At 54.2% G+C, this 20,934-nt stretch carries 27 protein-coding genes; 3 read left to right on the top strand and 24 right to left on the bottom strand.

Annotated features, from left to right (window positions below):
• Positions 1-6: 6 nt before the first annotated feature.
• Genes AB8880_02140 through AB8880_02130 form a run of 3 tightly spaced genes read right to left on the bottom strand, consistent with a single transcriptional unit; the run spans position 7 to position 1,243 of the window.
• Positions 7-867 carry a tRNA1(Val) (adenine(37)-N6)-methyltransferase gene (locus AB8880_02140; protein ID XDZ66215.1) on the bottom strand — a complete coding sequence of 287 codons (861 nt, stop codon included), beginning with the start codon at positions 865-867 and terminating at the stop codon, positions 7-9.
• The gene (locus tag AB8880_02135; GenBank protein XDZ66214.1) at positions 860-1,078 is read right to left on the bottom strand and encodes a DUF2007 domain-containing protein; all 219 of its coding nucleotides are present in this window, start codon (positions 1,076-1,078) and stop codon (positions 860-862) included. Before AB8880_02135 ends, AB8880_02140 begins: the two co-directional genes overlap by 8 nt.
• 9 nt (positions 1,079-1,087) lie before the next feature.
• Positions 1,088-1,243 carry a hypothetical protein gene (locus AB8880_02130; protein XDZ66213.1) on the bottom strand — a complete coding sequence of 52 codons (156 nt, stop codon included), beginning with the start codon at positions 1,241-1,243 and terminating at the stop codon, positions 1,088-1,090.
• Here AB8880_02130 and AB8880_02125 point away from each other — a divergent pair.
• Positions 1,227-2,177 (top strand): polyprenyl synthetase family protein, encoded by a 951-nt coding sequence (locus tag AB8880_02125; protein ID XDZ66212.1) that lies wholly within the window; start codon positions 1,227-1,229, stop codon positions 2,175-2,177. The two genes, AB8880_02130 and AB8880_02125, sit on opposite strands and share 17 nt — an antisense overlap.
• On the opposite strand, the gene AB8880_02120 is transcribed toward AB8880_02125, so the two are convergent.
• From AB8880_02120 to AB8880_02020, 21 genes are all read right to left on the bottom strand, one after another.
• Complete coding sequence (locus tag AB8880_02120; protein ID XDZ66211.1) at positions 2,163-2,624, bottom strand: M15 family metallopeptidase; 462 nt, start codon at positions 2,622-2,624, stop codon at positions 2,163-2,165. The genes AB8880_02125 and AB8880_02120 overlap by 15 nt on opposite strands.
• 88 nt (positions 2,625-2,712) lie before the next feature.
• A complete protein-coding gene (locus AB8880_02115) occupies positions 2,713-3,021 on the bottom strand; it encodes a DUF6127 family protein (protein ID XDZ66210.1) in 309 nt (102 codons plus the stop codon).
• Between the two features lie 121 nt (positions 3,022-3,142).
• Positions 3,143-4,174 carry a porin gene (locus AB8880_02110; GenBank protein XDZ66209.1) on the bottom strand — a complete coding sequence of 344 codons (1,032 nt, stop codon included), beginning with the start codon at positions 4,172-4,174 and terminating at the stop codon, positions 3,143-3,145.
• Between the two features lie 192 nt (positions 4,175-4,366).
• Positions 4,367-4,753, bottom strand: coding sequence for a hypothetical protein (locus tag AB8880_02105; protein ID XDZ66208.1), 387 nt, complete (start codon positions 4,751-4,753; stop codon positions 4,367-4,369).
• A gap of 22 nt (positions 4,754-4,775) precedes the next feature.
• Positions 4,776-8,504, bottom strand: a complete 3,729-nt coding sequence (locus tag AB8880_02100) for a host specificity protein J (protein XDZ66207.1) — start codon at positions 8,502-8,504, stop codon at positions 4,776-4,778.
• A 32-nt stretch (positions 8,505-8,536) separates the two neighbouring features.
• Entirely contained in the window at positions 8,537-9,097 is a 561-nt protein-coding gene (locus tag AB8880_02095; GenBank protein XDZ66206.1) for a hypothetical protein, read from the bottom strand.
• A gap of 79 nt (positions 9,098-9,176) precedes the next feature.
• Positions 9,177-9,914, bottom strand: coding sequence for a Mov34/MPN/PAD-1 family protein (locus tag AB8880_02090; GenBank protein ID XDZ66205.1), 738 nt, complete (start codon positions 9,912-9,914; stop codon positions 9,177-9,179).
• On the bottom strand, positions 9,914-10,621 hold the full coding sequence (locus AB8880_02085) for a phage minor tail protein L (protein XDZ66204.1): 708 nt from the start codon (positions 10,619-10,621) through the stop codon (positions 9,914-9,916). Before AB8880_02085 ends, AB8880_02090 begins: the two co-directional genes overlap by 1 nt.
• Positions 10,622-10,677: 56 nt before the next feature.
• Entirely contained in the window at positions 10,678-11,025 is a 348-nt protein-coding gene (locus AB8880_02080) for a phage tail protein (protein ID XDZ66203.1), read from the bottom strand.
• A 3-nt stretch (positions 11,026-11,028) separates the two neighbouring features.
• The gene (locus AB8880_02075) at positions 11,029-11,631 is read right to left on the bottom strand and encodes a hypothetical protein (GenBank protein ID XDZ66202.1); all 603 of its coding nucleotides are present in this window, start codon (positions 11,629-11,631) and stop codon (positions 11,029-11,031) included.
• Positions 11,632-11,712: 81 nt separating this feature from the next.
• Complete coding sequence (locus AB8880_02070; GenBank protein ID XDZ66201.1) at positions 11,713-12,903, bottom strand: phage tail tube protein; 1,191 nt, start codon at positions 12,901-12,903, stop codon at positions 11,713-11,715.
• Between the two features lie 53 nt (positions 12,904-12,956).
• Positions 12,957-13,394, bottom strand: a complete 438-nt coding sequence (locus tag AB8880_02065) for a hypothetical protein (protein ID XDZ66200.1) — start codon at positions 13,392-13,394, stop codon at positions 12,957-12,959.
• Positions 13,391-13,759, bottom strand: a complete 369-nt coding sequence (locus AB8880_02060) for a hypothetical protein (protein XDZ66199.1) — start codon at positions 13,757-13,759, stop codon at positions 13,391-13,393. Before AB8880_02060 ends, AB8880_02065 begins: the two co-directional genes overlap by 4 nt.
• A gap of 2 nt (positions 13,760-13,761) precedes the next feature.
• A complete protein-coding gene (locus tag AB8880_02055) occupies positions 13,762-14,217 on the bottom strand; it encodes a DnaT-like ssDNA-binding protein (protein ID XDZ66198.1) in 456 nt (151 codons plus the stop codon).
• Positions 14,214-14,423, bottom strand: a complete 210-nt coding sequence (locus AB8880_02050; GenBank protein XDZ66197.1) for a hypothetical protein — start codon at positions 14,421-14,423, stop codon at positions 14,214-14,216. The genes AB8880_02055 and AB8880_02050 overlap by 4 nt, the downstream gene beginning before the upstream one ends.
• Positions 14,420-15,595 carry a hypothetical protein gene (locus AB8880_02045; protein ID XDZ66196.1) on the bottom strand — a complete coding sequence of 392 codons (1,176 nt, stop codon included), beginning with the start codon at positions 15,593-15,595 and terminating at the stop codon, positions 14,420-14,422. Before AB8880_02045 ends, AB8880_02050 begins: the two co-directional genes overlap by 4 nt.
• Before the next feature lie 30 nt (positions 15,596-15,625).
• On the bottom strand, positions 15,626-16,120 hold the full coding sequence (locus tag AB8880_02040) for a hypothetical protein (GenBank protein XDZ66195.1): 495 nt from the start codon (positions 16,118-16,120) through the stop codon (positions 15,626-15,628).
• Between the two features lie 94 nt (positions 16,121-16,214).
• On the bottom strand, positions 16,215-17,525 hold the full coding sequence (locus AB8880_02035; GenBank protein ID XDZ66194.1) for a DUF4055 domain-containing protein: 1,311 nt from the start codon (positions 17,523-17,525) through the stop codon (positions 16,215-16,217).
• A 27-nt stretch (positions 17,526-17,552) separates the two neighbouring features.
• Positions 17,553-18,812, bottom strand: a complete 1,260-nt coding sequence (locus AB8880_02030; protein XDZ66193.1) for a DNA-packaging protein — start codon at positions 18,810-18,812, stop codon at positions 17,553-17,555.
• The gene (locus AB8880_02025) at positions 18,799-19,236 is read right to left on the bottom strand and encodes a hypothetical protein (GenBank protein ID XDZ66192.1); all 438 of its coding nucleotides are present in this window, start codon (positions 19,234-19,236) and stop codon (positions 18,799-18,801) included. Before AB8880_02025 ends, AB8880_02030 begins: the two co-directional genes overlap by 14 nt.
• A 141-nt stretch (positions 19,237-19,377) precedes the next feature.
• A complete protein-coding gene (locus AB8880_02020) occupies positions 19,378-19,812 on the bottom strand; it encodes a DUF6362 family protein (GenBank protein ID XDZ66191.1) in 435 nt (144 codons plus the stop codon).
• A gap of 114 nt (positions 19,813-19,926) precedes the next feature.
• Between AB8880_02020 and AB8880_02015 the strand changes: the two genes are divergently transcribed.
• Together AB8880_02015 and AB8880_02010 are read left to right on the top strand one after the other, a co-directional pair.
• Positions 19,927-20,607, top strand: coding sequence for a hypothetical protein (locus AB8880_02015; protein ID XDZ66190.1), 681 nt, complete (start codon positions 19,927-19,929; stop codon positions 20,605-20,607).
• A gap of 3 nt (positions 20,608-20,610) precedes the next feature.
• The gene (locus AB8880_02010) at positions 20,611-20,868 is read left to right on the top strand and encodes a ribbon-helix-helix domain-containing protein (GenBank protein ID XDZ66189.1); all 258 of its coding nucleotides are present in this window, start codon (positions 20,611-20,613) and stop codon (positions 20,866-20,868) included.
• Positions 20,869-20,934 lie beyond the last annotated feature (66 nt).

Raw genomic sequence — 20,934 nt, 5'->3', positions numbered from 1 at the left:
CTTTTCCTACCCTTTATCTGGCCGGGGCGCAAGCCGTGGCTTGCGATATTGACGGCCTGGCGCAGTCATCGAAATCTCATCCCGGTGATGACTGATCGCCTTCATCTTGCCGGTAAGTGTCTCTGCCCCTTCCCGCATGACCAGCGGCGGCAGAATTTCAAGTCGTCCGGCAATCCCCTTACGGGCCCGCACGAGTATCCGGATCGCCGGAAGATGTGCCTCCGCATGCACCATCCTGAGGACGATGGAACCTGTTTTTTCAACCTCAAGCGCCACAAGAATTTCAGGTAGCCGGTCAGCCCGGCTGACAAGAGTTATCTGCCCTCGAGGTACCAGCGCCCTGATGCCCGCCCTGATCCAGCCATTAAGATTCTCCGCTGCCATGGAAGCCTTTCGCCTTTCATCCCCGGAAAGAGTCGAGGCCGCATCGTTGTATGGGGGGTTGAAATAGACATGATCATGCTGTTCACGCCAGGCATATGCGGCTTCATCATTGAAGATATCGGCATGAAGAGCTGAAATCCGGCCGGTGAGCGCATTGGTTTCAATATTACGCCGCAACAATCCTGCCATCAGCGGGTCACGTTCGACGGCTGTAATGCGCATCTCACCGCAGCGCCGCGCGAGGGCGAGTGTCGCCGCCCCGCCACCGGCACCAAGTTCAAGCGCATGGGTGGCCGCACCGTCGACAGCGGCAGCCAGGAGCACGGCATCGGTGGTAGCCCGGAACCCATCCCGCGGCTGCCAAAGGGTGAGACTGCCATCATACCAGCTGTCTCTGGTCAAGGGTGTGGAGGCCATCGCGTCAGCAGGCAAGAGGTCAGGCTTGCATGAGATCGCCTCGATGCGGGGTTTAGCTTCAGTCATCGTACCACTGATCCGCCCCGCGCAGGACACGTTCTGCCTGTCTTGCATCATCTTCATCGACAGCAAGTCGACGGGGAAAGAGACCGTTCTGCATACCGAGGAGATCGGCCATATGACCATCACGAATAGCATAGGCAATACCGGCATCCTTGAGCAATGCCTCGATGAATGAGATCCGCACGGGATCAGTGAGGGTCAGAATATCCTTCATCTGACGAGTTTACACCGGAAGTCTTGAGAAAGGAAACGGTGCAATGCGCTTGACATCACGCGGCGTCTCTTCCATGAGATAAGGCATCGTGACCAGATGACGTGACATTTTGCCGATGACAACCCCATCCCTAAGCCCGTTGCTGTCCATGACCGACGCTGCCATGCGTGAGGTCAATACCATCATTGTTGACCGTATGCAGAGCGAGATTGAGCTGATACCCACCCTTGCCGGGCATCTTGTGGCGTCGGGGGGAAAGCGCATGCGGCCGATGCTGACTCTTGCCGGGGCGATGATGGCAGGCGGGAAAACCGATCTTGCAGCGAAACTTGCGGCGGCGGTCGAGTTTATCCACACCGCCACCTTGCTTCATGATGACGTGATCGATGCATCGGATCTCCGCCGTGGCAAGGCAACGGCGAACGCGATCTGGGGGAATGAGGCAAGCGTGCTGGTGGGAGATTTTCTCTTTGCACGAGCCTTTGAGTTGATGGTCGAAACCGGAAATATTGAAGTGCTGGGGAAACTGGCTGCGGCTTCGGCCCGGATCACCGAAGGCGAGATCAGCCAGATGCTGATTGCCGGAAAACCGGATACGCCGGTGGAAAATTACCTGACGGTGATCATCGGCAAGACCGCCGAGCTTTTCGCGGCGGCGGCAGAAACAGGCGCCATGGTTGCGGGGGGAGATTCCGGGCTTGCCGGCATCATGCGGCAATACGGGATGGAACTGGGCATTGCGTTTCAGATCGCCGATGATGCGCTGGACTATCAGGCCGATCAGTCCGCGCTTGGCAAGACGGTGGGAGATGATTTTGCCGAAGGCAAGACAACGCTGCCGGTGATGATCGCCTATGCCGACGGCACGGCAGAGGAAAAAAAGTTCTGGCAACGCACCATCGGCGAAGGCCGGATCGAGGATGGTGATCTGGCCGAGGCCCAGCGTCTGCTATTGCGCCATGATGCGATCGGGCGGGCGCTAACCCATGCCCGCACCCATGCCGAAAGCGCGGCAAGGCAACTTGAAACCCTGCCCGGATCAGATATCAGGGATGCGCTGATAGAGGCGGCCAGTTTCGCGGCTTCACGCGCCGCCTGATATAATGGCCGGATGATCTGGCGCCGGAATTTCCCCTGGGCCCGCATGGTTTCTGCCCTTTTGATCTGTTGCCATTTCAATATGGGGAATGTCTTCGAAATTCTTCCACATGCCGCCCCAACGGACCGGCGTGCCAAGCTCCTGCCCCGCATCCATGAAGGCGGCGGCAACCTCGATGGCGAGGCCACGGTCAAATCTGCCCTTGCCGGTGGTCGGGTCAAGGGGCACAAAATCGAGCGCTTCACCGCGCAGATGGCGTGAACGAAGGGTTCGCGATTTGCCCATAGCCACCAGCCTGCGTTGTTCGTTGATGGTGCGTCTGGCGCTGATGATGGTGAAATCCACCCGGGTCTTGCGCAAGGCAAGCCTTGCCACCCGGGCAAGATCAGGGTGAAGACTGCGCAGCTGCGCCTCGGATCTTCTGCTGAAAGTGAAATGGCGCTTCATGGCATGCCTCAATGGGCAGAATGTTAAAAAAGGCAAAAAAATAGAGGGCTGGAACCCTCTTAAATTTTTTGCATGTGGCAGGTAGTTTTTATTTCATACTGTCAACACCGCTGACATAGATGACGGCGACGGCGATGCCGAACATTATCAGGAGCACGACACGAATTGCAAAGGTGACTACTGTTTTATAGGCTTCTTTCCGGATGCGGCGCCAACTGACGAGAAGATTGCGGAGATCGCGAATATCCTGCGGGGCGGATGTGTCGTTGAGCCCAAGTTCAGCCAGCGCATTGCGGGCACCACGCCGGGCAGCATGTTCGATCAGTGCTTCAACATCGCCGATGTCAGGATAGATATCCATCGGGTCGGGCTGGTCACCTTTATTTTGCTTTGTCATTGGTTTTTATTTTGCTTTGTCATTGGTTTTTCCCCCTCATTGTTTTAATTTTGGCTCCGCCCCGAGAGTGCCCCGGGGCGGAAATATGGTCAGCCGGTCTCAAGACCGGCTGACCATACCCCTAAAAATTGGCCTGAATCGAGAAACTGGTGATTGTACCTTCGTTTTTCAGGTTTGCATTATTACCTGCCGTGAGTTCGTAACTGTCCAGGCTGACCGCGGCATTAAGCCCCGGGGCGATGGTGTAGGATGCCGTCACCGAACTGGTGCTGAGCTCATCGTCATTGCTGTCATCTTCCGATGAACTGACGGAGAAGCCGAGGGCCAGTTGATCATTGACCGTGTAGCCGACCCCGAAACCGGAAGTGGACACGTCAGCCCCGCCACCTGATTCAGAACTGGCCATGGCCGCCGCCAGGGTGATGGCGTCAAGGCCGATAGTCACGCCATAGGAATTCGACTTTTCTGAATTCGCACCATCTTCGCCATTGTCAAGGGAAGCGGCTGTCAGGGTCAGGTCAACCCCGCCCATCATGTCATCCATCATCCCGATGCCATGGTTGTAGGAAAACCCGAAGGAGATATCTGCTTCGGCATCAGTGCCGTCACCACTGGCCCCATCGGTCCAGGAGGCGCCGAAATTGAACCCGCCCAGCCCCGGCGCCATATAGGTGACTTTGTTATTGTCACCATAATTGGCGTTGATGGCAGCATGAGAGACATTCGTACCCGAAGTACCATCTGAGAAACGATACCCATACTGGTGGTCGTCCTGGCTGAAGGAATTGCGGTGGGTGGGCATCCAGGTCTGGAAACTGTCGCTGGCATAGTCGTTCTGGCCGAGGATCACTTTGCCGAAATCCCCCTTGATATAGAGGGAGGATTCATCCACCTGACGATCCGTAGACGTGTTGGCCTTGCCTTCCAGCTCAAAGGTGGCGCCATATTCCAGCCCGCTGTCGGACGCGGAACTGAAAGAGATATGAACTTCGGAATCCGAGAACATTTTGGAATCGCCACCCATATCATCTCCGTCAACATCATCGGACTGGGAGGCCCAGCCGAATTCGTAATATCCTGACAGCGAGACATCCGCGCCTGCAACTCCTGTCATCGCCACAAGAGCGGTGGTGGCAAGAAGAATCTTTTTCATTTGAAAATCCTTTTGTCGTGGCGGAAACCCGCCGTTGTGTTCTGGGCCACCCCGGCACAACACGACAAAAAGGAAAAACACTAATGGGAACGGCCCGCTTGACCCTGTTATGCTGCTCCAGCCCCGGGATGCCAACCAAAAGCCATATACATTTTTCGGAAAAGTTTTTTATGGTTGTATAAATACAACTTATTAGTTTATTGTAATATTATCTCCGGAAGCCGGAAATCCGACCGGATCGCGGTGGTGGATCAGGATGGTTTCGGCCCGGAATTCACCGATCAGCCGGCTGGCCAGCCGGTGGACATGCCCGGGCATACAGCCCTCATGCACCACCAGCAGTACGAGATCTGCTGCTTGTGCCGGCCGGTCTTCGGCGGTCCACTCCCCCACCACGCCGACATCAAGAATAGTGACAGGTTTTGATTTCCGCCCCCTGGCCCCGGCCGAAGCCCCGGCCAGCGCCGCCTGAAGTGCCCTTACCGCCGAAGTCACCCCGACCCCGGGGCGACTTCCTGCAACGATGACAAGCCCGCCCGGCGGAAGATCATGCATGGCCTCGGTTGCAGGATCAATCATGGATCACCTTTCCTTATCGTCTCTAGTCCAGGGTTGTGCCCGCGATACGCGCCGTAAGGTAGAGCGCATTGATCGGTTTTGCCGTCAGCCCTTCCCCATCGAAATCAAGCAGGAAATCCATCATCAGCCCATCCCCTTCGGTATCCCCCTTGGTGAAGGAGAACTTCGCCCCAAGCACCATGGTAAGAGACAATGAACTGGTATAGGACCGGCCCTTACCGGGCCCGTTCTCCCAGGCGGTGCTGCGGGTGATCAGGATATAACTGCCGGCACGGAACCCGTCCGATTTACTCAGCAGAACGTAATCGGAAAGGGCGTTGGTTTGATGCTTCCAGATATTCTTGCCGCTTAAATCGACGGGGTCGCTTTCGGCGAGAACCCGGCCGCTCTGGGTATAGATTTTGGCTTTCACCCGTGCCTTGGTGACATATTGGCCCCAGGGTTTGCCGGAACGAAAGGTCGATGCCGTTACCTTGATGCCGGGTTCAAGGGCCCAGTATCTCGAATAATAGGCGTTATAGCCGTCGTCGGTATCACCCACCGGATCATCCGCTGCCACCACCACCTTGTGCTTGTCCCCGTAACGGGCGGAATTGCTGTCAATATTGATATCCACCGGCCCCAGCGTCAGGGTGTTGCCCTGTTTCTTGCGCTGATAATAGCGCAAGGGCCGCGGCACATCGAGGGTGATGAACCGCCCCCCTGCCTCGGTCGGGATAGTCTGTGTTGCCGAAACAAGCAGGGAGCTCTCAATGCGCGAGCCCTCCAATACGCCGCGGATATGTGCCGAATAAAACTCCGCCCTGCCCGACGTATCGATCCGATATCCGGATTTACCCTTGCTATAGGCGATGGACTGCATCACCCCTGACGTGATCAGGTTGGCCGGAACATTGGCAAGTGTCAGCTCATCGGTTTTGGCCGTGGCTTTGAGCGTTGTGCCATCAAGCACCAGACGTGAGGCTGGCAGCGTGCCTGCCACTATCTGGTCACCAGCCAGCATCGGCGCGGCAATCTCCCATCCGGAAGTCGAGAAACGTCTTGTCTCTGCCCAGCCAGATGCCCCCGCGGCGGACAAGGTCACCACATCACCGGGGCGCGGGGGATCGCCGGTGATCTGGGTAACTGCCGCCGCCGCCAGATCGGCATTCCATTGAGGCGAGGTAACCTGCGCCGAGGCCATGATCGTGCCTCGGTCTCCATCCTTCGGCTCGGGAAGCGCCAGCGCGGTGCCGCTAAGCATGTCTCCTGCTTCAGAAGCCGTGCCTCCCTTGAGGATGGTTCGCAAGCGGAAATACGCCATCTCCCCCGGAGTTCGGTCCGGCAGGATCAACATCAGGCCGATCACCCGCGAGGTGGATTTAGGGTCAGCCGCGTCCGGGCCGTCGTATTCCAAGACCTCAACCGCCGCGCCATCAGGCAGATCATCGCCGGACCAAATCAATGTCAACTGCCCATATCCCGGCGCAAGCCCTGCCCCTGATGGTGGTGCGGCAGGTTCAGGATCGGCCTTGACCGTCACGCTGGCGAGGGCGGGTTGCCCTTCGCGTCCGGTCCAGTCCACCGCCACCAGTCGGCAGGACCAAGCACCCGGCGCCAGCGAGCGCAAAACCGCAGGGGGCGCTGCAACTTCAGCATTGGCATGCTCACCATCCGGACCGGTTGCATTTATCCGCCAATAGGCGATGCGGGGATCGGAAGGTGGCGTCCATCCGACATGGATATCACGCCCTGTGCCGCCTTCGGGAAGACGGCTTGGCTGAGCGAGCGAAAGTCCTGTAGCCGCCGGTACCGGATCATCAAATCGCGGCAGCCCAATCGCCGCCGTATCATCAAGGACCAGATTTTTCTCCACCCGATCATAGAGGCCGGCATCATAGCGGATGGCGTTGACCTCAAGACGATGATTGTCAAGCTCACGCACCATCAGCACACGATATTCTTGGCCAGCGGCGGAAGCAGAGGTGATCTCATCGTTGTCATCTGCCTGCCGGATTACCACCGCACCTCCCTTGGCAGGGGTCCGGGGCCAGGTTCCGGTATCGGGAATAATCTGGGAAAGAGATTGCCCCTCAACCTTGATATCGCTGCATGTCACCTCGATATCCTCAACCCATGCACCGTTGGCGGCTTCCATGTCCACCACCGCCGATCCCGCCTTGATGTGTTGGTCAAAGACTTGCGCGCCGGAAAGCAGGTTACCGGCATCCGGGATGGCCTGGCGCAAGAAACGCCCTGAGGTCACCCCGGCTTCGGCGCGATTGGCGTCATAGATCCGCACCACATCACCAGGCCTGATCGGATTTTCGGCAAAATGATCAAGGCTGGCGTTCCACGAGATGCTGTGCAGATCAAGCGCGGATACCTCAAGCAGCCAGCGCGCATGACGACGAGCCTGCGACCTCCTCTGGCAGCCAAGCAGGGCAACTTCCTTGGCGGCATACCCAAACCGGGCAAGATGCGATGGCCGGGTCTCTGCTTCCACCGCAATGCCTCCCGGCACATCCTTATCCGTGTAGCTGACCAGCGCATGACTGAACGCGGTATTGGCGCCGGGACTCGTATAGATGAAAGCGCCATCTTCAACATGATGGTTGGTGAGCCAGAGCACCGGCGCGGCCGGTTTATCTACAACAAAGCGAAGACGACCACCTGACCAGAACATCATCACCCGGATTGCCGCGCAGATCTGCTGAATAAGCTGGCTTGCCGGCAGGCGCCGGGCAATCACGGCATCAAAAAGAAAACGTGGCTCCTTGCCACCCTTGCCGTTGTCAACCTCTGCATCGGCATATTGCGCAACAGCGTAGAGATCATAGACCTCAATCATGCTGTCTTTCAGCCCCATACCCCAGTCCCGGTCCGTCAAGAGATCAAGAATCACCCAGGCCGGGTTGTTCGACCAGACCGTCTTGAACGCCCCATTCCACAAGCCGCTTGTCTGCCGCTTGAGCGGATCGTAATTTATCGGCACGCGCAGGAGCCGACCTTTCAGATCCACCGATATTTCCGGCAACCGGCCTGAGGTAGACTCTGCCGAAAGACTGAGCGCAAGCGTGCTGATGCCCGCATAGGTGAGCCGATCACTCCTAAGCCAGGTGGCAGCCACCCAGTCTACCCTGTCCCTGATTGTATCGCCGGTGCTGTCCTCAGTCAGTCTCAGAACGCGAATCGCCGGCTTAAATCCCTGATCGTAACTTCCCTCAAACCTGACGAGATACTGTAACTCGAACAGAGCGGTCTGTTTTTCTGAAATCGTCTCGCTAAGACTTCGCTGCCAACTGCCATCAGGGCGCCTGCGATCAATAGCAACACGAACACTTGCACCAAAAATTCCATTATCCTTGCGCTTGACAAGGCCACCAGGAAAACGGAGGGTGATGCGCACGGCCTCACCATTACCTGATCGCGTCACCGGACTTCCATGGTTGAGTATCCTGCCCACCGATATTGTGGTCTCAACCATGTTGAACCCATTGAGGCCGGGCACATCCTGATCTGACGTACCCTCACGTATTTCCCAGGAGATGCCGGAAAAATTCGCAGTGCCATCCTTTCCCGACACAAGTGGCACCCCATCAAGCCGGATATCGCTTGCTCCACCATCAAGCCCCTCCACCGGCCCAGCAGAAAGCACCATCAGCAGACGAGCCGTCGCTTTGGAGCGAATGGAATTGGGCTGGTCCACAAAAGATGGCTGGGTCTGCCCACCTTTACCGCCGCCCTGACCGGTGATTACTTGATCCGCCACATTAACCCCTTTCTCTGGTCTGCGTAATCAGATTATTCCGTGATCACACTCAGCCCCGATGAAATAACCACCGGCCTCGTAAGGCGAGCATTGCCGTAAACAAGCGGGATCGGGGCACCCTGGCCAGAAACATCCGGAACCGATATAGCCGCCGAAGGCAACACCCCGGCTGGTGATGATGCTTGCGGGGACAGCATTTCAGCCGCACCTGACAACATCAACAGCCCGCCTGCACGCCCGAGTAACGCGCTCCCAAAATGCTGAAATGCCGTCCCGGCCTGTGGGCTGATGAGTGATTGCCCGACTTGGCCAAAGGCCGATCCCATAAACCCGTTCGCACCGGGGATGAAACTTAGTCCGAGCAAGGTAAGTCCAAGCACCGCCTTGCCACGTCCGCGAGCCGATCCGGCAACAACAGGAACAAGGTGCAGATCACGGCACTCCAGCGGAGCTAAAAGGGCAGCACCTGCCAGCAATTTGCCGTGCCTTTTATTTTCAGTGCGCAGGTGAAACCGGCCAATGCGCAGCGTTTCGGCAAATCCGGGACACTGGGCAGCTATCCCCGCCACCGCTTGAAGTGGGTCCTTTGCCATAATCTCATGCAGTGGCCCAAATACTCGCAATGCGCCATGAAGATGTACTCGCAACAAGACACTCTCCTTAAAATATGTATCAGTCGACCAGCCGTGCCCAGGCTTGAATGAATTTCCGCCAACGTTCTGCTGGCTCGCTCATAGGAATACGAGATGGATCAACGGGCTCTCGACCAGCAAGATGATGGGCAATCAATCCATCACCGAGCCAAATACCCGCGTGATTGATAACCGGCGCCCTGACCGAAGCAAGAAACACATCCCCCGACTTTGGCATCTCGGTCAACGGAAGTCGTTCAAAGCCTGCCTTTGCGAGACCTTCGGCATAAAGATCATGGCCATCAAGCCACCATTCCCAGTGGCGAGGAAATTCCGGCAGCGTAACCCCACGATACGCGGCATACCACCCCCTGATCAGCGCATAACAATCACTGACGCCATGGCGATACCCCGCTTTCCAGTCGAGAACAGGGGGATTTTCTCCCCAGATAAAGACATCCTCGCGTATTTCCGATCTAGTCGCCGTAGGGACCGCCGCAATAATCCATGGCAGGGCCGATACCTGCTGCTGACGCATGTCTTCGAGAGATGGAAAGGCCGGACCTCCCGGATGGCTGTGGACGATGGCCTCGATTTTGGCAAATGATCCAATCTGATCTGCATCGAGGCGGAAACTGTGGCAACGATCAGCGGACTGATTTACAAGGGGATGAAATCTTCCTTGAGCAACAAGGCCAGCCATTTCTTCAGGTGGCGACATTGTGGCAAATCGGCGGGCATGGGCGATAATGTCAGCCCTCAATTCAGGTGTCAGCATCAGAACGCTCCCAAGCCGGGAAAACCAAGGTAGGGGAGCTTACCGCTAAATCGTTTCTTGCAACCGCTTTCAAGTCTAAGGCTGCATTCGTCTCTTATGTTTTCCTTGGCCGGATTACCCTCTGCATCAAATACAGCCGCTCCAATATAAGGACATGTAGCCCTCCGGTAATCAAACTTCCCTTCCTGCTCATCCCAGATGCGGTAACGATGCTGGCAGAGATCACGCAGCATCACGCGCTGGGGCAGTAGCCTGTTGTCAAGATTGGCCCCGGGCGCAAGGTCAAAAACCACCGTATGCCTGTCCATTCGGACCAGTCGTTCAATCATCCAGGTTTCCGGCGTGAAAGAACTGCCTCCCCCATCCCCGTGAGGTGGATCACATTCATCCTGTAGCGTCACAATGCGCACAAGCTTTGCCCCGATCATCCCGCCGCTATTGGTCATTGCGGTGAAAATCGAGGAAGAGTTATCGATCTCAAGGGTTGGTGTTACAGGCATGCCGCGGCCATTCCACGAAAACCCGCTCGCTTCTATAGGCATTACCGTATAGCTCTCACCACCGAAGCATATACTTGTTTCACCTTGACCAGTTATGCGGAGAATTTCCTCCGACGGCAGGGTCAACTCAAAAAGATGGATAAGTGTAGCCTGGGTTGAACGAGCTTGCTCCCGGCTCAATTTCTTGGGAGCGGGTGACGGAGACATAGTTGTTTTTCCTCAGATTGCAGAAGGTCTGGAATGGGGTTGGAGAAGGATGGCCTTTACTGCTGGTGGAGCCGTACAAATCGGGCGTCCAGGCGATAATATTCATCGCTGATCGGGGTCAGTTGCCATTCAAGGCATAGAAACCGCTGGGATGAAATTGCTTTCGGAGGCGTCCATAAGAATACACCCACCCCTCCTTGTTCTGTAAAGAATGTATCAAGCTTTCCCGCATCTTCAGCATTGAGCGCTGCCCATACCACCGACCATTCGGTATCAGGTCGGGCTGGACCTTCACGAATATAAGATGCATGCCCACCCCCGAAGCGGATTGTTCTGATGCGATGACTTGCCGTCATCCGGGTGGATTTGGATGGCACCACATCTGGCAAAACAGCAGCAACCATGTCTTATCCCCGCACCAGATAGCGATCAAGCATGCCGCCGGGGCGAAGATGCTGGGCAAGACGGGTATCAATGGCATCGCCCATCGCCTGATCAAGGGCATCGGCCACAGCATCCCGCAGCACTGTATCAGGCACCTTATGTCCGGCTGATAGCCCCGTAAATTCAACCTCATTCTCATGACGTATTGTGATCTCCACCGGCGCAACTTGAGCTGAGGAAGGACCTGTAGCAACAACTCCGAGCCGACCGTCCCGTCCACGCACAAGAGGCAAAACGGCTTCCGGGCCAGCTTCACCCGCACGGGCCACCATATCACGTCCAGAAAGCACACCTCCACGCGCAAACCCAGGCAAAAAAGAGCCAACCAATGAAAGAAGCCCCCCACCGCTTCGACCAGTTGGAGATCCGATCATTCCGATGAGACTGTCTCGAAGAGTTGCCCGCATACTATCTTCAAGCTGTTTCTGACTGCGCCGGACAGCAGTGGAAACAACCTGTTCAAGGCCGCCACGCTCAAAGCGCTGCAACATCTCCTCAAGACGATTGGCTGTCTGCTGGATTTGATTAAGACCATTTGAATCGGATGAAGTTTTTGAAACAGGCATATCGCCTCCATATATAAATTGAAATAGTCAGGACGCATTATCACGTCTGCACGGCACCCACCTTGATCTCGCAAATTCTGCTCATCTCTCATCAAAGAATATCTTGATAAGAGAGGTGCGGGTTTCACTGGTAACCGCTCTGAAATGAAATCTAACCCTGACCGGTCCATCAACCGGGGAGACGGCCCCTTCCACCGCATCGATGAGCACCGATGGAATGATGATGGCGCAGCCGCCTCCTGTTGTATCTTGAAGGGTAAAAGTCAGCCGATATTGTTTTTCCTCATTAAGGGCGGCAAACAGCATGGCATCAGTAATCAACACTTCGATCATGCCATGAACGCTGAGTTGCCCAGAAAGAAGAGCTACCGGCGCAAGATCACCCAGCGCGAATTGAGGTGACATCCCGGCATGATCCACGATAAGACGTAGCCGGGTGAGCACCACGGTATTCAGTGTAAAGCCAGAACTATCATCAAGGTTCTTCAGCTCAAGACGCTGGAGATCAGCCCCCAGCCCGAGGGGTCCACCCACATCCCCGGTTTCATCTTCCGATACTGTTTCTGGCGCAGTTGTTTGTAATTTCATAGAGCGACCAAGGAAGGATGCCGTCACCGCTGGCAGATCCGTTTCTGCAAGGTCAAGAACCAAACGCCGGATCATCATTCCATGAAAAAACATCCAGTCACTGCCTTGCCCATATCGCCGTGCTAACGTCACGGATGAGAGGTTTTTACCTGAATGGAGGCTGGCATGACCTATCGAGATGCTTCCCTCATTTGGCAGAGTTTGTGGCAATCCTCCTATGCGAAGTTCATGCTCACCTCCAGCCGTCGAGGTATCTTTGTCCGGGTCAATAACATCATGGAAGCCGACAACCTTGCCTTTATCACTTTCAATCCAAACAACATCCCCGAATTGCACCTTATCCCGCATGATATCCGGCACTGGAATGGTGCCATCAGCACCAATCTGAGCTGTAGTTACCTTGGCCGAAGCAACAGTTATGGCGCCGCGGAGTGCAAGTGGAAAGAGTTGCCTGAGCAATGAGGCCGACGCCATGGCTTCGAGATCACCTGCAACAAGGGTTTCCGTTGTCACAGGTTCAGCTCTGTTTCTTTGTGAACCAAGATGTGTCGGCTGAAACAACCGTTTTTCCGGTACAATTGTTTCCGTCAAAATCGGCAACGCAATATATGCCCCGTTTGACATCTCGCCCCAGTTAACTTCGGGCGCAAGGAGAATATCAGTTGTATTAGCGATGCTGATCATGAGTTTTCCGTTGAATCACAAGTTGATGCTGGATCAGGTTTTCATGCCTGATTTTATCGGGGTGGTATCACGGCGCTAAAGTCGATATTGAGAGCACGGAGATGAAACCCCTGTTGTCGAACAGGGCTTTGCAGTGTCGCATTGCCGAGATGGATGCTGCTGATGGTGCGGCCGGCAAAAAGAGTCGTGATTTCCATACTCACTGTGTCCATGCCCGCCATACCATGGCCAATCGCAACCGCAACAAGAAACTGGAGATGTCCTCGCTGAAGTAACATTGCTGGCTTGAGTCCGATCGGTGCAATCTGATCAAACTCTACCCGGAACCGAACCCATCCTGCAGCTGGAAGAGGCGACAGTGGCGGCATGTTTTCCCACTCCACCGGCAACTTATGGCTAAAGGAACGGTTAAAGAAGTCAGCCAGCACATGGCGGACACTGTCCTGCCCCTGGCTGAGATCAATGCTGGTTTTCACGAGAGATGATGTCATGGAGCTTCTCCCGAGGTGAGCAATACTGCTTCCACCAGTACAGCATGCCTGTCCTCCATGAGAGGCAGTATGGTCTCAATGGTCCAGATCCGGCTCTCTTGCCGCAGCTGCTCACCGGGGCGAGGCAAAGGCTCTTGCGGGTTTAACTTCAAAACAGCAACTGCTTTCATGCTCCCTGCCGGAAGCCTAGGATTTGTCTCAGCCCGGATATGCTGAATGATGCCAGTTAGTTCCACCCCTGAAGGGCTTTCCATCACCTCAGGTGTCCATGGCATGTCTGCTGCTGCAGGTTGAGGCGGGTAGTGATGTAGTTTCACGCCATGGGCGGAAATCAGCTTGGCAAGGCCATGTGTACGTATGCGCATATCTATCCCCGCCGCAGCAGATGATCATGAGGTTGGCGCCGGAAAGGATGAATAAGGCGTTCAATCCGCGTGAGTTTTGTGTGATCACCTGTTGCAAAACGCAACTCGATTCCACCCGCCTTTTGATGCTGCAACTGTGGACTGATGCCAAGTGCAGCTTCGGCTGTCTCATCATCCTCAAGCAAGGCAAGCGCCAGAGTATAGACGGCCTCAAGCACAGCATCCGGCACGCCAGTCACTGCCCTTCCATCCGGCAAGAAGAGATCAATTCTTGGAAAAGCGCGTGGCTGGGTTGTATCTTCAGGCCTGCCAGCAAAGACAAACATTGTGTCAATCCATTCAGACGCTCTAAGAAGCGCAGCTTCTCTGACCTCTTCATCCGCTTCCAGCCATGTCAAAATAGCACGTTCCATAAACCATGAATCGGCCATTGAAAGGGAAGCGTAGGCATTGGTCATGACAATTCCTCCATCCTGATGGGCTGCGGTGATTCAACAAGAGATTTCATGGTAAATTCAGGTGGAGCGATGAAAGCCCCCTGCCCTTTAAGCCGCCAGTTGCGATACCGGTCTGCTGAATACCGCCTGTACTGCTGAAGAGGTACCAGCACCACCTGATCCGTATAGCGATGCTGGAGTACCAGCATTTCTTCCGGGGTTTTCATTCTTTTGATGCAAGCCGGACAACCAGATCCCGCTGGACCATTGCAATTCCCCAGAGGATGTCAAATTCCCAGACCGTCTGTTTGTACTGGCGGCTTATTTCAAGACGGAGCGAGAGACCGGATTCAGGATCCGTTACCGAAATGATCCGGTTGCCGAGACTATAGTCTTGAGAGGCAGCCGCAAGTGGGCGATTGGCAAATGCGAAAGCATCCCGATGAAACAGAACGCCATTATTATGAGTCCCGCCCGCAAAAAGGTGATCATCTTTGGATATATCCTTATCCAGTGGCATTGCCAGTTTCACTTTTGCGGTGTTATCGTCAGGAGTTTCCAGAATCTCTTCGATTGAACATAAGATAAAATTATTGCCGTCAACGATGATATCTCCAGACTTGAGACCACCACCCTTGAGTTTGGTAAAATTGAGTTCGGTTGCGCCTTTTGTGGCGTCTTTCGTTAACTTGCAATAAGTTTTATGGACTGGCTCATGGGTGATGACCTGATCCGTGCTGTACCAGTGCATCCCGTATTTTCGACCAATCTCACCTTCCATCGGTACCCCGGCATCACTGGTACGCTGGGCATCGGCAATCTCGCTCAACCGCAGTGCTCGAGCTTCATCCTCGTAGGATAGGACAACATATCTTCCGGATTTTGGCGCCTTGTTCCTGTTCAGAATTTGCCGCCCCTTGATCACGGGCGCGGATTTATAACTGTCAGTCAAGCGATCTGTATTCTCTTCAGAAAAGAGATTGCGATTGGGTGAACCGACAATCTGGTGGCATAGATAAGTATCTTCGAAAAAGGACTTGTTGACCTCTTCTGCCAGCGCACTGATGGCTTCCTGCATGCAATGTGGGATAAAGTGTTGATCGGCATCAATCTGCATAAGTTCCTTGTCGGTAAGGCTGAACGCAACCTTCTTCCAGCGATCAAGTTTAAGGCTCCAGGTCTGGACTTCCTTATCCGGGGCGGCTGCAGGAATTGTCCCCGGGGTGACATCTTCCACCGTAATCGTCCCAGGCAGCATGATATCAACCACATCACCTTTTTGGGCAGCTTCTGCCGAATAGGTCATGTTCATAAGTCGTGGCATGAATGCTTTCTCCCGGAAAGAGATCATGCCCCGGGCAAGAATTTTGGGAGCGATGGAATCAAGTGTATTGGTCATTTCATCATCTTTCTGTTGGCTTGAGGGAAATTAGAAGCGCACCCGGACACTTCCCCGGGCAATATCTGCAAGGGCAGAGCCGAGTTTGAGCGGGTTATCGGGATCAAGGACCGTCGGGGAACTCCCCGGAATGATGCTGGCACCGCTACCTGATGCGGCGGAGCCGCTCTCAGTTTCCCGATAGTTGGAGTTTCTGAATGCCCCGGCATAATCGGGGTCCTGCTTTAACCGGGCAATATAAACGGCCAAGGGAATATCGCCCTCACCCTGCCGAGCGACAACAGCGAGTTCATCGCCGTGTCGGGTGAGCCGGAGCACCCCCGTAACATGATGGAGCAGCAAGGTCACATTACCTTCGGCTGAAAGAATAGCTGCGGTCGCCTCGGCTCGGATCAGTTGTTCTTTAAGCTCGGCAATGGATGCAATTTGGTCATCGCTCTGTGGGGGTGGTTTTGAGGTCACGTCCAGGGTTATTTCATCGGCCTGAATGATCCCTGAATCCGGAATAGGATAATGATCTGGCATGGTTTCTCCTTTGCCGTTCGTAAAATATTTTCCGCTACGGCCTGTAAGCTGGAAGCTTCAGGCGTTCAAACATGGTGAGAGAAAGGGTTATGGGTTATGGGGCAAGAGACCCATCCGGTGACGGCAGAATTACTCCACGTCGCTCGATTTCCTGAAGGAACTGCTGCTTGCTGATATCACCTGCCTGTCGCGCGCTGAGCAGTAAATCCGCATCATTGCCGATACGTGCCATTTCGGCGGTGCGCCGTGGCATCACGATCTTTCCGGCATCTTCAGGATCAAGACCAAGCCAGGCGGCGGCCAGACCAAAAGCATTTTCAAGGCTGTTTTTTACAACCCTGGCCAGCACAACAAGCGTTGCATTTTGCCGTGTTTCCTCAATAACTTGGCCGGTTGCGGTCGGGTTTTGTTGACGATCTCGAAGTAAATCAAGCCCAAGAATGGCCATCTTATCTTCAAGATCTATCAGATCCTGACGCCCTGCTTCGATTGCCGCCCCGCTATGTTCGACGAACTTGACTTCCGCCGCCGGATCGTCAGCCACAATCAGTCTGTTGGGCCCAACATCAACCGGCCCGTCCATACTGTTCATCCCGCGAGCGAAAAGAATAGGAACACGGGCAATATGCAGAATATGGCGCTGATCACTTGATGATTGCCAATGTGCCAAGTTAAGCCAGGCCAGATCCATCAATGGTGGACGTATTGTGCTTCCACGTCCCTGGATCATTTCTGCCGCCACAAGAGGGATGATATCAAGCCCCATGTCCCCTTCATCGGCGACAGTCCAATTTCCCTTTTGGTCGTCATCTTCCCAGATTGACCATCGGCCAGGTTCATAGACTCTGATCCGGTCACGCCGGGCATATCCGAATCTGGTTTCCTTCCTCTGGATGGATTCATGCAGCCTTGCCTGAACGAACATTCCACCTGCGGCTGTTTGTGACATCTCATTGTCACGCACGAGCCCGATCATCTGGCTTGCTTCAATCAGGACAAAATAGGGTGCTCCGCCATCGCGCGGCACATCAACCAAAATATAGGCAGCACCATCCCGAAGGATTAGTTGCACCATCAAGGTAGCAAATCCATCAAGAGTCATACCGCAACCATCTATATTATGGCACAGAGACACAATCTGCGGGGCGGCGTCCTTGAGGCTGACCGTTTCCCCAAGCACATGCCCGGCCGTAGCCTGCCAGGTTCGAACAAATCCATTAAAAAGAATGGATCTGTTAAGGCGTTGTCTCCAGGCTTCCCAGCTTTCCGCCGGCTCTTTAGGAAGCCATTTTGCTCCAGCCTCACGCATGGCACGAGTGCCACTCGCAAGATCATGAATAAGGTCAAGATCTTCCATCAGCCGCACCCATTGTTGTGCAGGCCGGGCAACGTCATCAAATCCCATCAAGGTTTCTCCTGAAAAAATACAGGCTTAAAGGTCCAGGTTCTGAACGCGGTGTTGTCGGGGGCTCATCAAGGCCGTCAACGCCCAGACCATGGCATCAAGTCGGTCTGGAGAAGATGAGGGTTTTTCGCCTGGAACGCAGGCGCACATCTGATCTTCAAGCACATCAAACCGTCCTGCGTGAAAAACCTGCCCTTCTGCGTAGGCGGCTGCCACTGGTTCAGCCCGGACAGATTTACCCTGACTGGCCCGCACCGTCTGAATAGGCAAGCGGATGCCCCGTGTTCGCAACACATCCGTAACAAGATTACCCCCTTGATTCACCTCAGCCACCAGGCGGTTGGCGCGCCAGGATCTGCTGATCTGGGATATGCGCCTTGCCCACTGGTTTGGCGGGGCACGCAAGGAGGCGTCTTCCAGCACCCAAAAGCACCCATCTCCATCACGACCGGCAACGATAATACCGGTTTCATCAGCACCACCAATTGCCGGATCAATCCCGACCACAACATGGGTGAGATCTGATCTCTCCGGCGTCGGCTTTCTGATCATGTTCAGGTTTGATCTGTTCCACAGAGCTTCCGGATGCTCCCTGAGAAGGCATCCTTCAAGCTCCTGGCGACCGAGATCAAGAGCACCATAGCGAGCCTTGACGGATTCCAGAAATCCCGGCGCCAGGTTCGGCGCGTTTTCAAAACTACTCCCATAGCTTACCACCACGTCTGGTTGTTGGCTTAGCGAGATCAACCACTGCTTGGGCCGGGGCGTTGTTGTGGCAACAACCCTTGGCATATCTCCAACCCGAAGGCCGAGCATCAGATTGTCCCAGGCGGCATCATATGGCCATTTGGCAATCTCGTCGCACCAGGCAAATTCCATCTCGGGTCCGCGAAGTTGATCCGGCTCACTTGCACTGAAACACCACCCTTTGGCTCCGTTCGGCCAGGCCAGTAGCCGCCTTGACGGATACCAGTCCGGGCGCTCCGATGAGGGTGTTATCGAAAGAATACCTGAAGGACCTTCGATCATCACATGGCGGACATCGTGGCATGTCTCACCGACCAGAGCAAGCTGACCTTCAGGTCTGGCCCAGGCCATGGATCTTATCCATTCCGCGCCTGCCCTTGTCTTGCCAAATCCCCTCCCCGCCATGAGAAGCCACACCCTCCATGGCAAGTCTGGCGGCAATTGTTTTGGCCGAGCCCAAATTTCCCATGCATAGGTCAGATATTCAATTTCTTCAGGTGTCAGTTGATCAATCAGTCGGCGACGATCATCCGGTGTCATCTTCGTGATCAAGCGCTTCCATCTTTTTAATAAGAGATTTTCGTGCTTGGCGGGCATTGTTTCCGGAATTCTTATCTTGACTTAAACTTGGCCCATAAACCGATGGTCGATAAGCTCGCAGCAGGAACATCAGCAACTGGTCCGAATACCTCCGAATTGTTCCCACCGGCTCACCTTGATAGTATTTTACTACCTCTATCCCATCTAAGGCCCGGCGCCGGGCTTCTTGAGCAAGCTTGTCCGTTGCTTCAGTCAGGGCTTCTTCCCAACGCGTGGCAAATTCATGGTCGTGAGATCGCCAGAAATACACCGTGCTTCGCGAAAGGCCACTTTCGCGAACCGCAGCAGAGATATTTCCTGTACCCGCAAGAGACCGGAGAAACCGTTCCATGCGTCGTATTTTGTCGTCGCCGGTCTGGCCCATTGCAAGGACGTCCTGAAACAGCACAGCAAAAAAGCTGACACAACGAGTGCCAGCTTTACTGTAAAAACAATTCCTGATTATGAAGTAGGATATATCCTATTTTATAAATGGTGTCAAGAACAAATTTTATCCTGCCATATTTTATTCCTTACGTAAGGAGTGGCGCTGACTGGCCAGATGCACCATAGCAATTCGCTCAAGACCCAACCGCTCGATCTTTCTGAGCGTTGTGTGACTGCGGCCATCGATTTCCTCAAGACGCCGCCAGGGTATGCGTCCAGCCCGGGCCAGAACAATCCGACGCGGCGCCTCTTCCAGTCCGTCAGCAATTTCAATCCAATACTCCATATGCGAAATTTCTTGCGGCGTAACCTTTCGGCGAATCATTTTCCGGGTACCTCCGCAAACGATCCCTTTACCCTGAGCATAGGCAGGCCAGGATGAACGGTTTTTAGCAGGCAAATCACGATGGGTTACAGGCATAAGCTGGAGCACCGCCATCGCCTTGATTAATTCTTCGCGCACATAGCTGATATGATAATCGGGTGAAAATTCAGTGCTGTGTTTTATGGTCATATCATGTTCCTTTAGGTAAGGGGGTTGAAATGCGAGCGAATAAATAATAGGATTCTTCTTATTTTTTAATCATCCATATTGGTCAATTCGACATGACCTTGTTTCTGATACGTCATGACTTCATCACAGAGTAAAACACTTTGCAGAGGAAGGCAGAATCTGCTTCAGGCAATAGCTTCACACCCTCAGGCGTGGAATCTAAAGCAACTCTCGCTGTCTCTCGGGCGTAACCATGCGTATCTTCAGCAATATGTTCATCGAGGCTCTCCCAAAACACTTCCAGAACAAATCCGATATCAATTGGCTGATCTGCTCAGAATTGATGAAACCAAATTGCGCTCAACCCTTCCATTTCCGGGCACCAAAAATGGACACAAGATCAGATATGACGACATGGGCAGTGATTTAATTACTATCGGGTATGTGGACCATCCTTCCCAGCTCAGGATAGAGACTAAACCCTGGTCGATTCCTGTTTCAGTTTTCAGACGCAATTCAACCTCTTCCTCAGAAAAAGTGAGATTGGCAGTATTAGACGAAAGCACCCCTGATCATTCGTTTCGGCAGGGCGACGTTGTCATACTTGATACAGCCGACACCTCCCCCCTACGGTCCGGTTATTTTGCAATTGATGCAGGGCAACATATACGGGTGCGATATATTGAGCAGAATACAAATGGCTTAACGGCACTACTTCATATAGGCCAGAACGAGCATGCCAGATATGAGATTTCCCCTCCTGATATCAACATTATGGGCAGGGTCATTTTCCATAGCCGTGCAATGGAGATGTGAGCAATGATAAAGAGATCGCTGAGCATCAAAGGGCATCGCACATCGATTTCACTTGAAGAACCCTTCTGGCAAGTGCTCGCGGGGATTGCCCGTCGGGAAGGACTTTCGCTGAGCGCTCTTGTTGCACGCATCGATCTTGAGCGCACTGCCGCGTTGGCACGGGGAGCAAATATGGGTGGTCTTTCAAGTGAAATCCGGATTTACGTGCTGAAAGATGTGCTTTCCCGAATTGATCGCAGGACCGGATCGAAATCCTGTTGATCCCTTCGTTAAGGCGTTTATAGTGAGTTCAGTATCAACCCATTGAGGCTTTGCGTAGGTGACTTG

Source organism: Alphaproteobacteria bacterium LSUCC0684, from assembly GCA_041228335.1.
GTDB lineage: Bacteria > Pseudomonadota > Alphaproteobacteria > Puniceispirillales > UBA1172.
The sequence above is the reverse complement of the archived record's forward strand: the minus strand, read 5'-3'. Positions and strand labels throughout refer to the sequence as shown.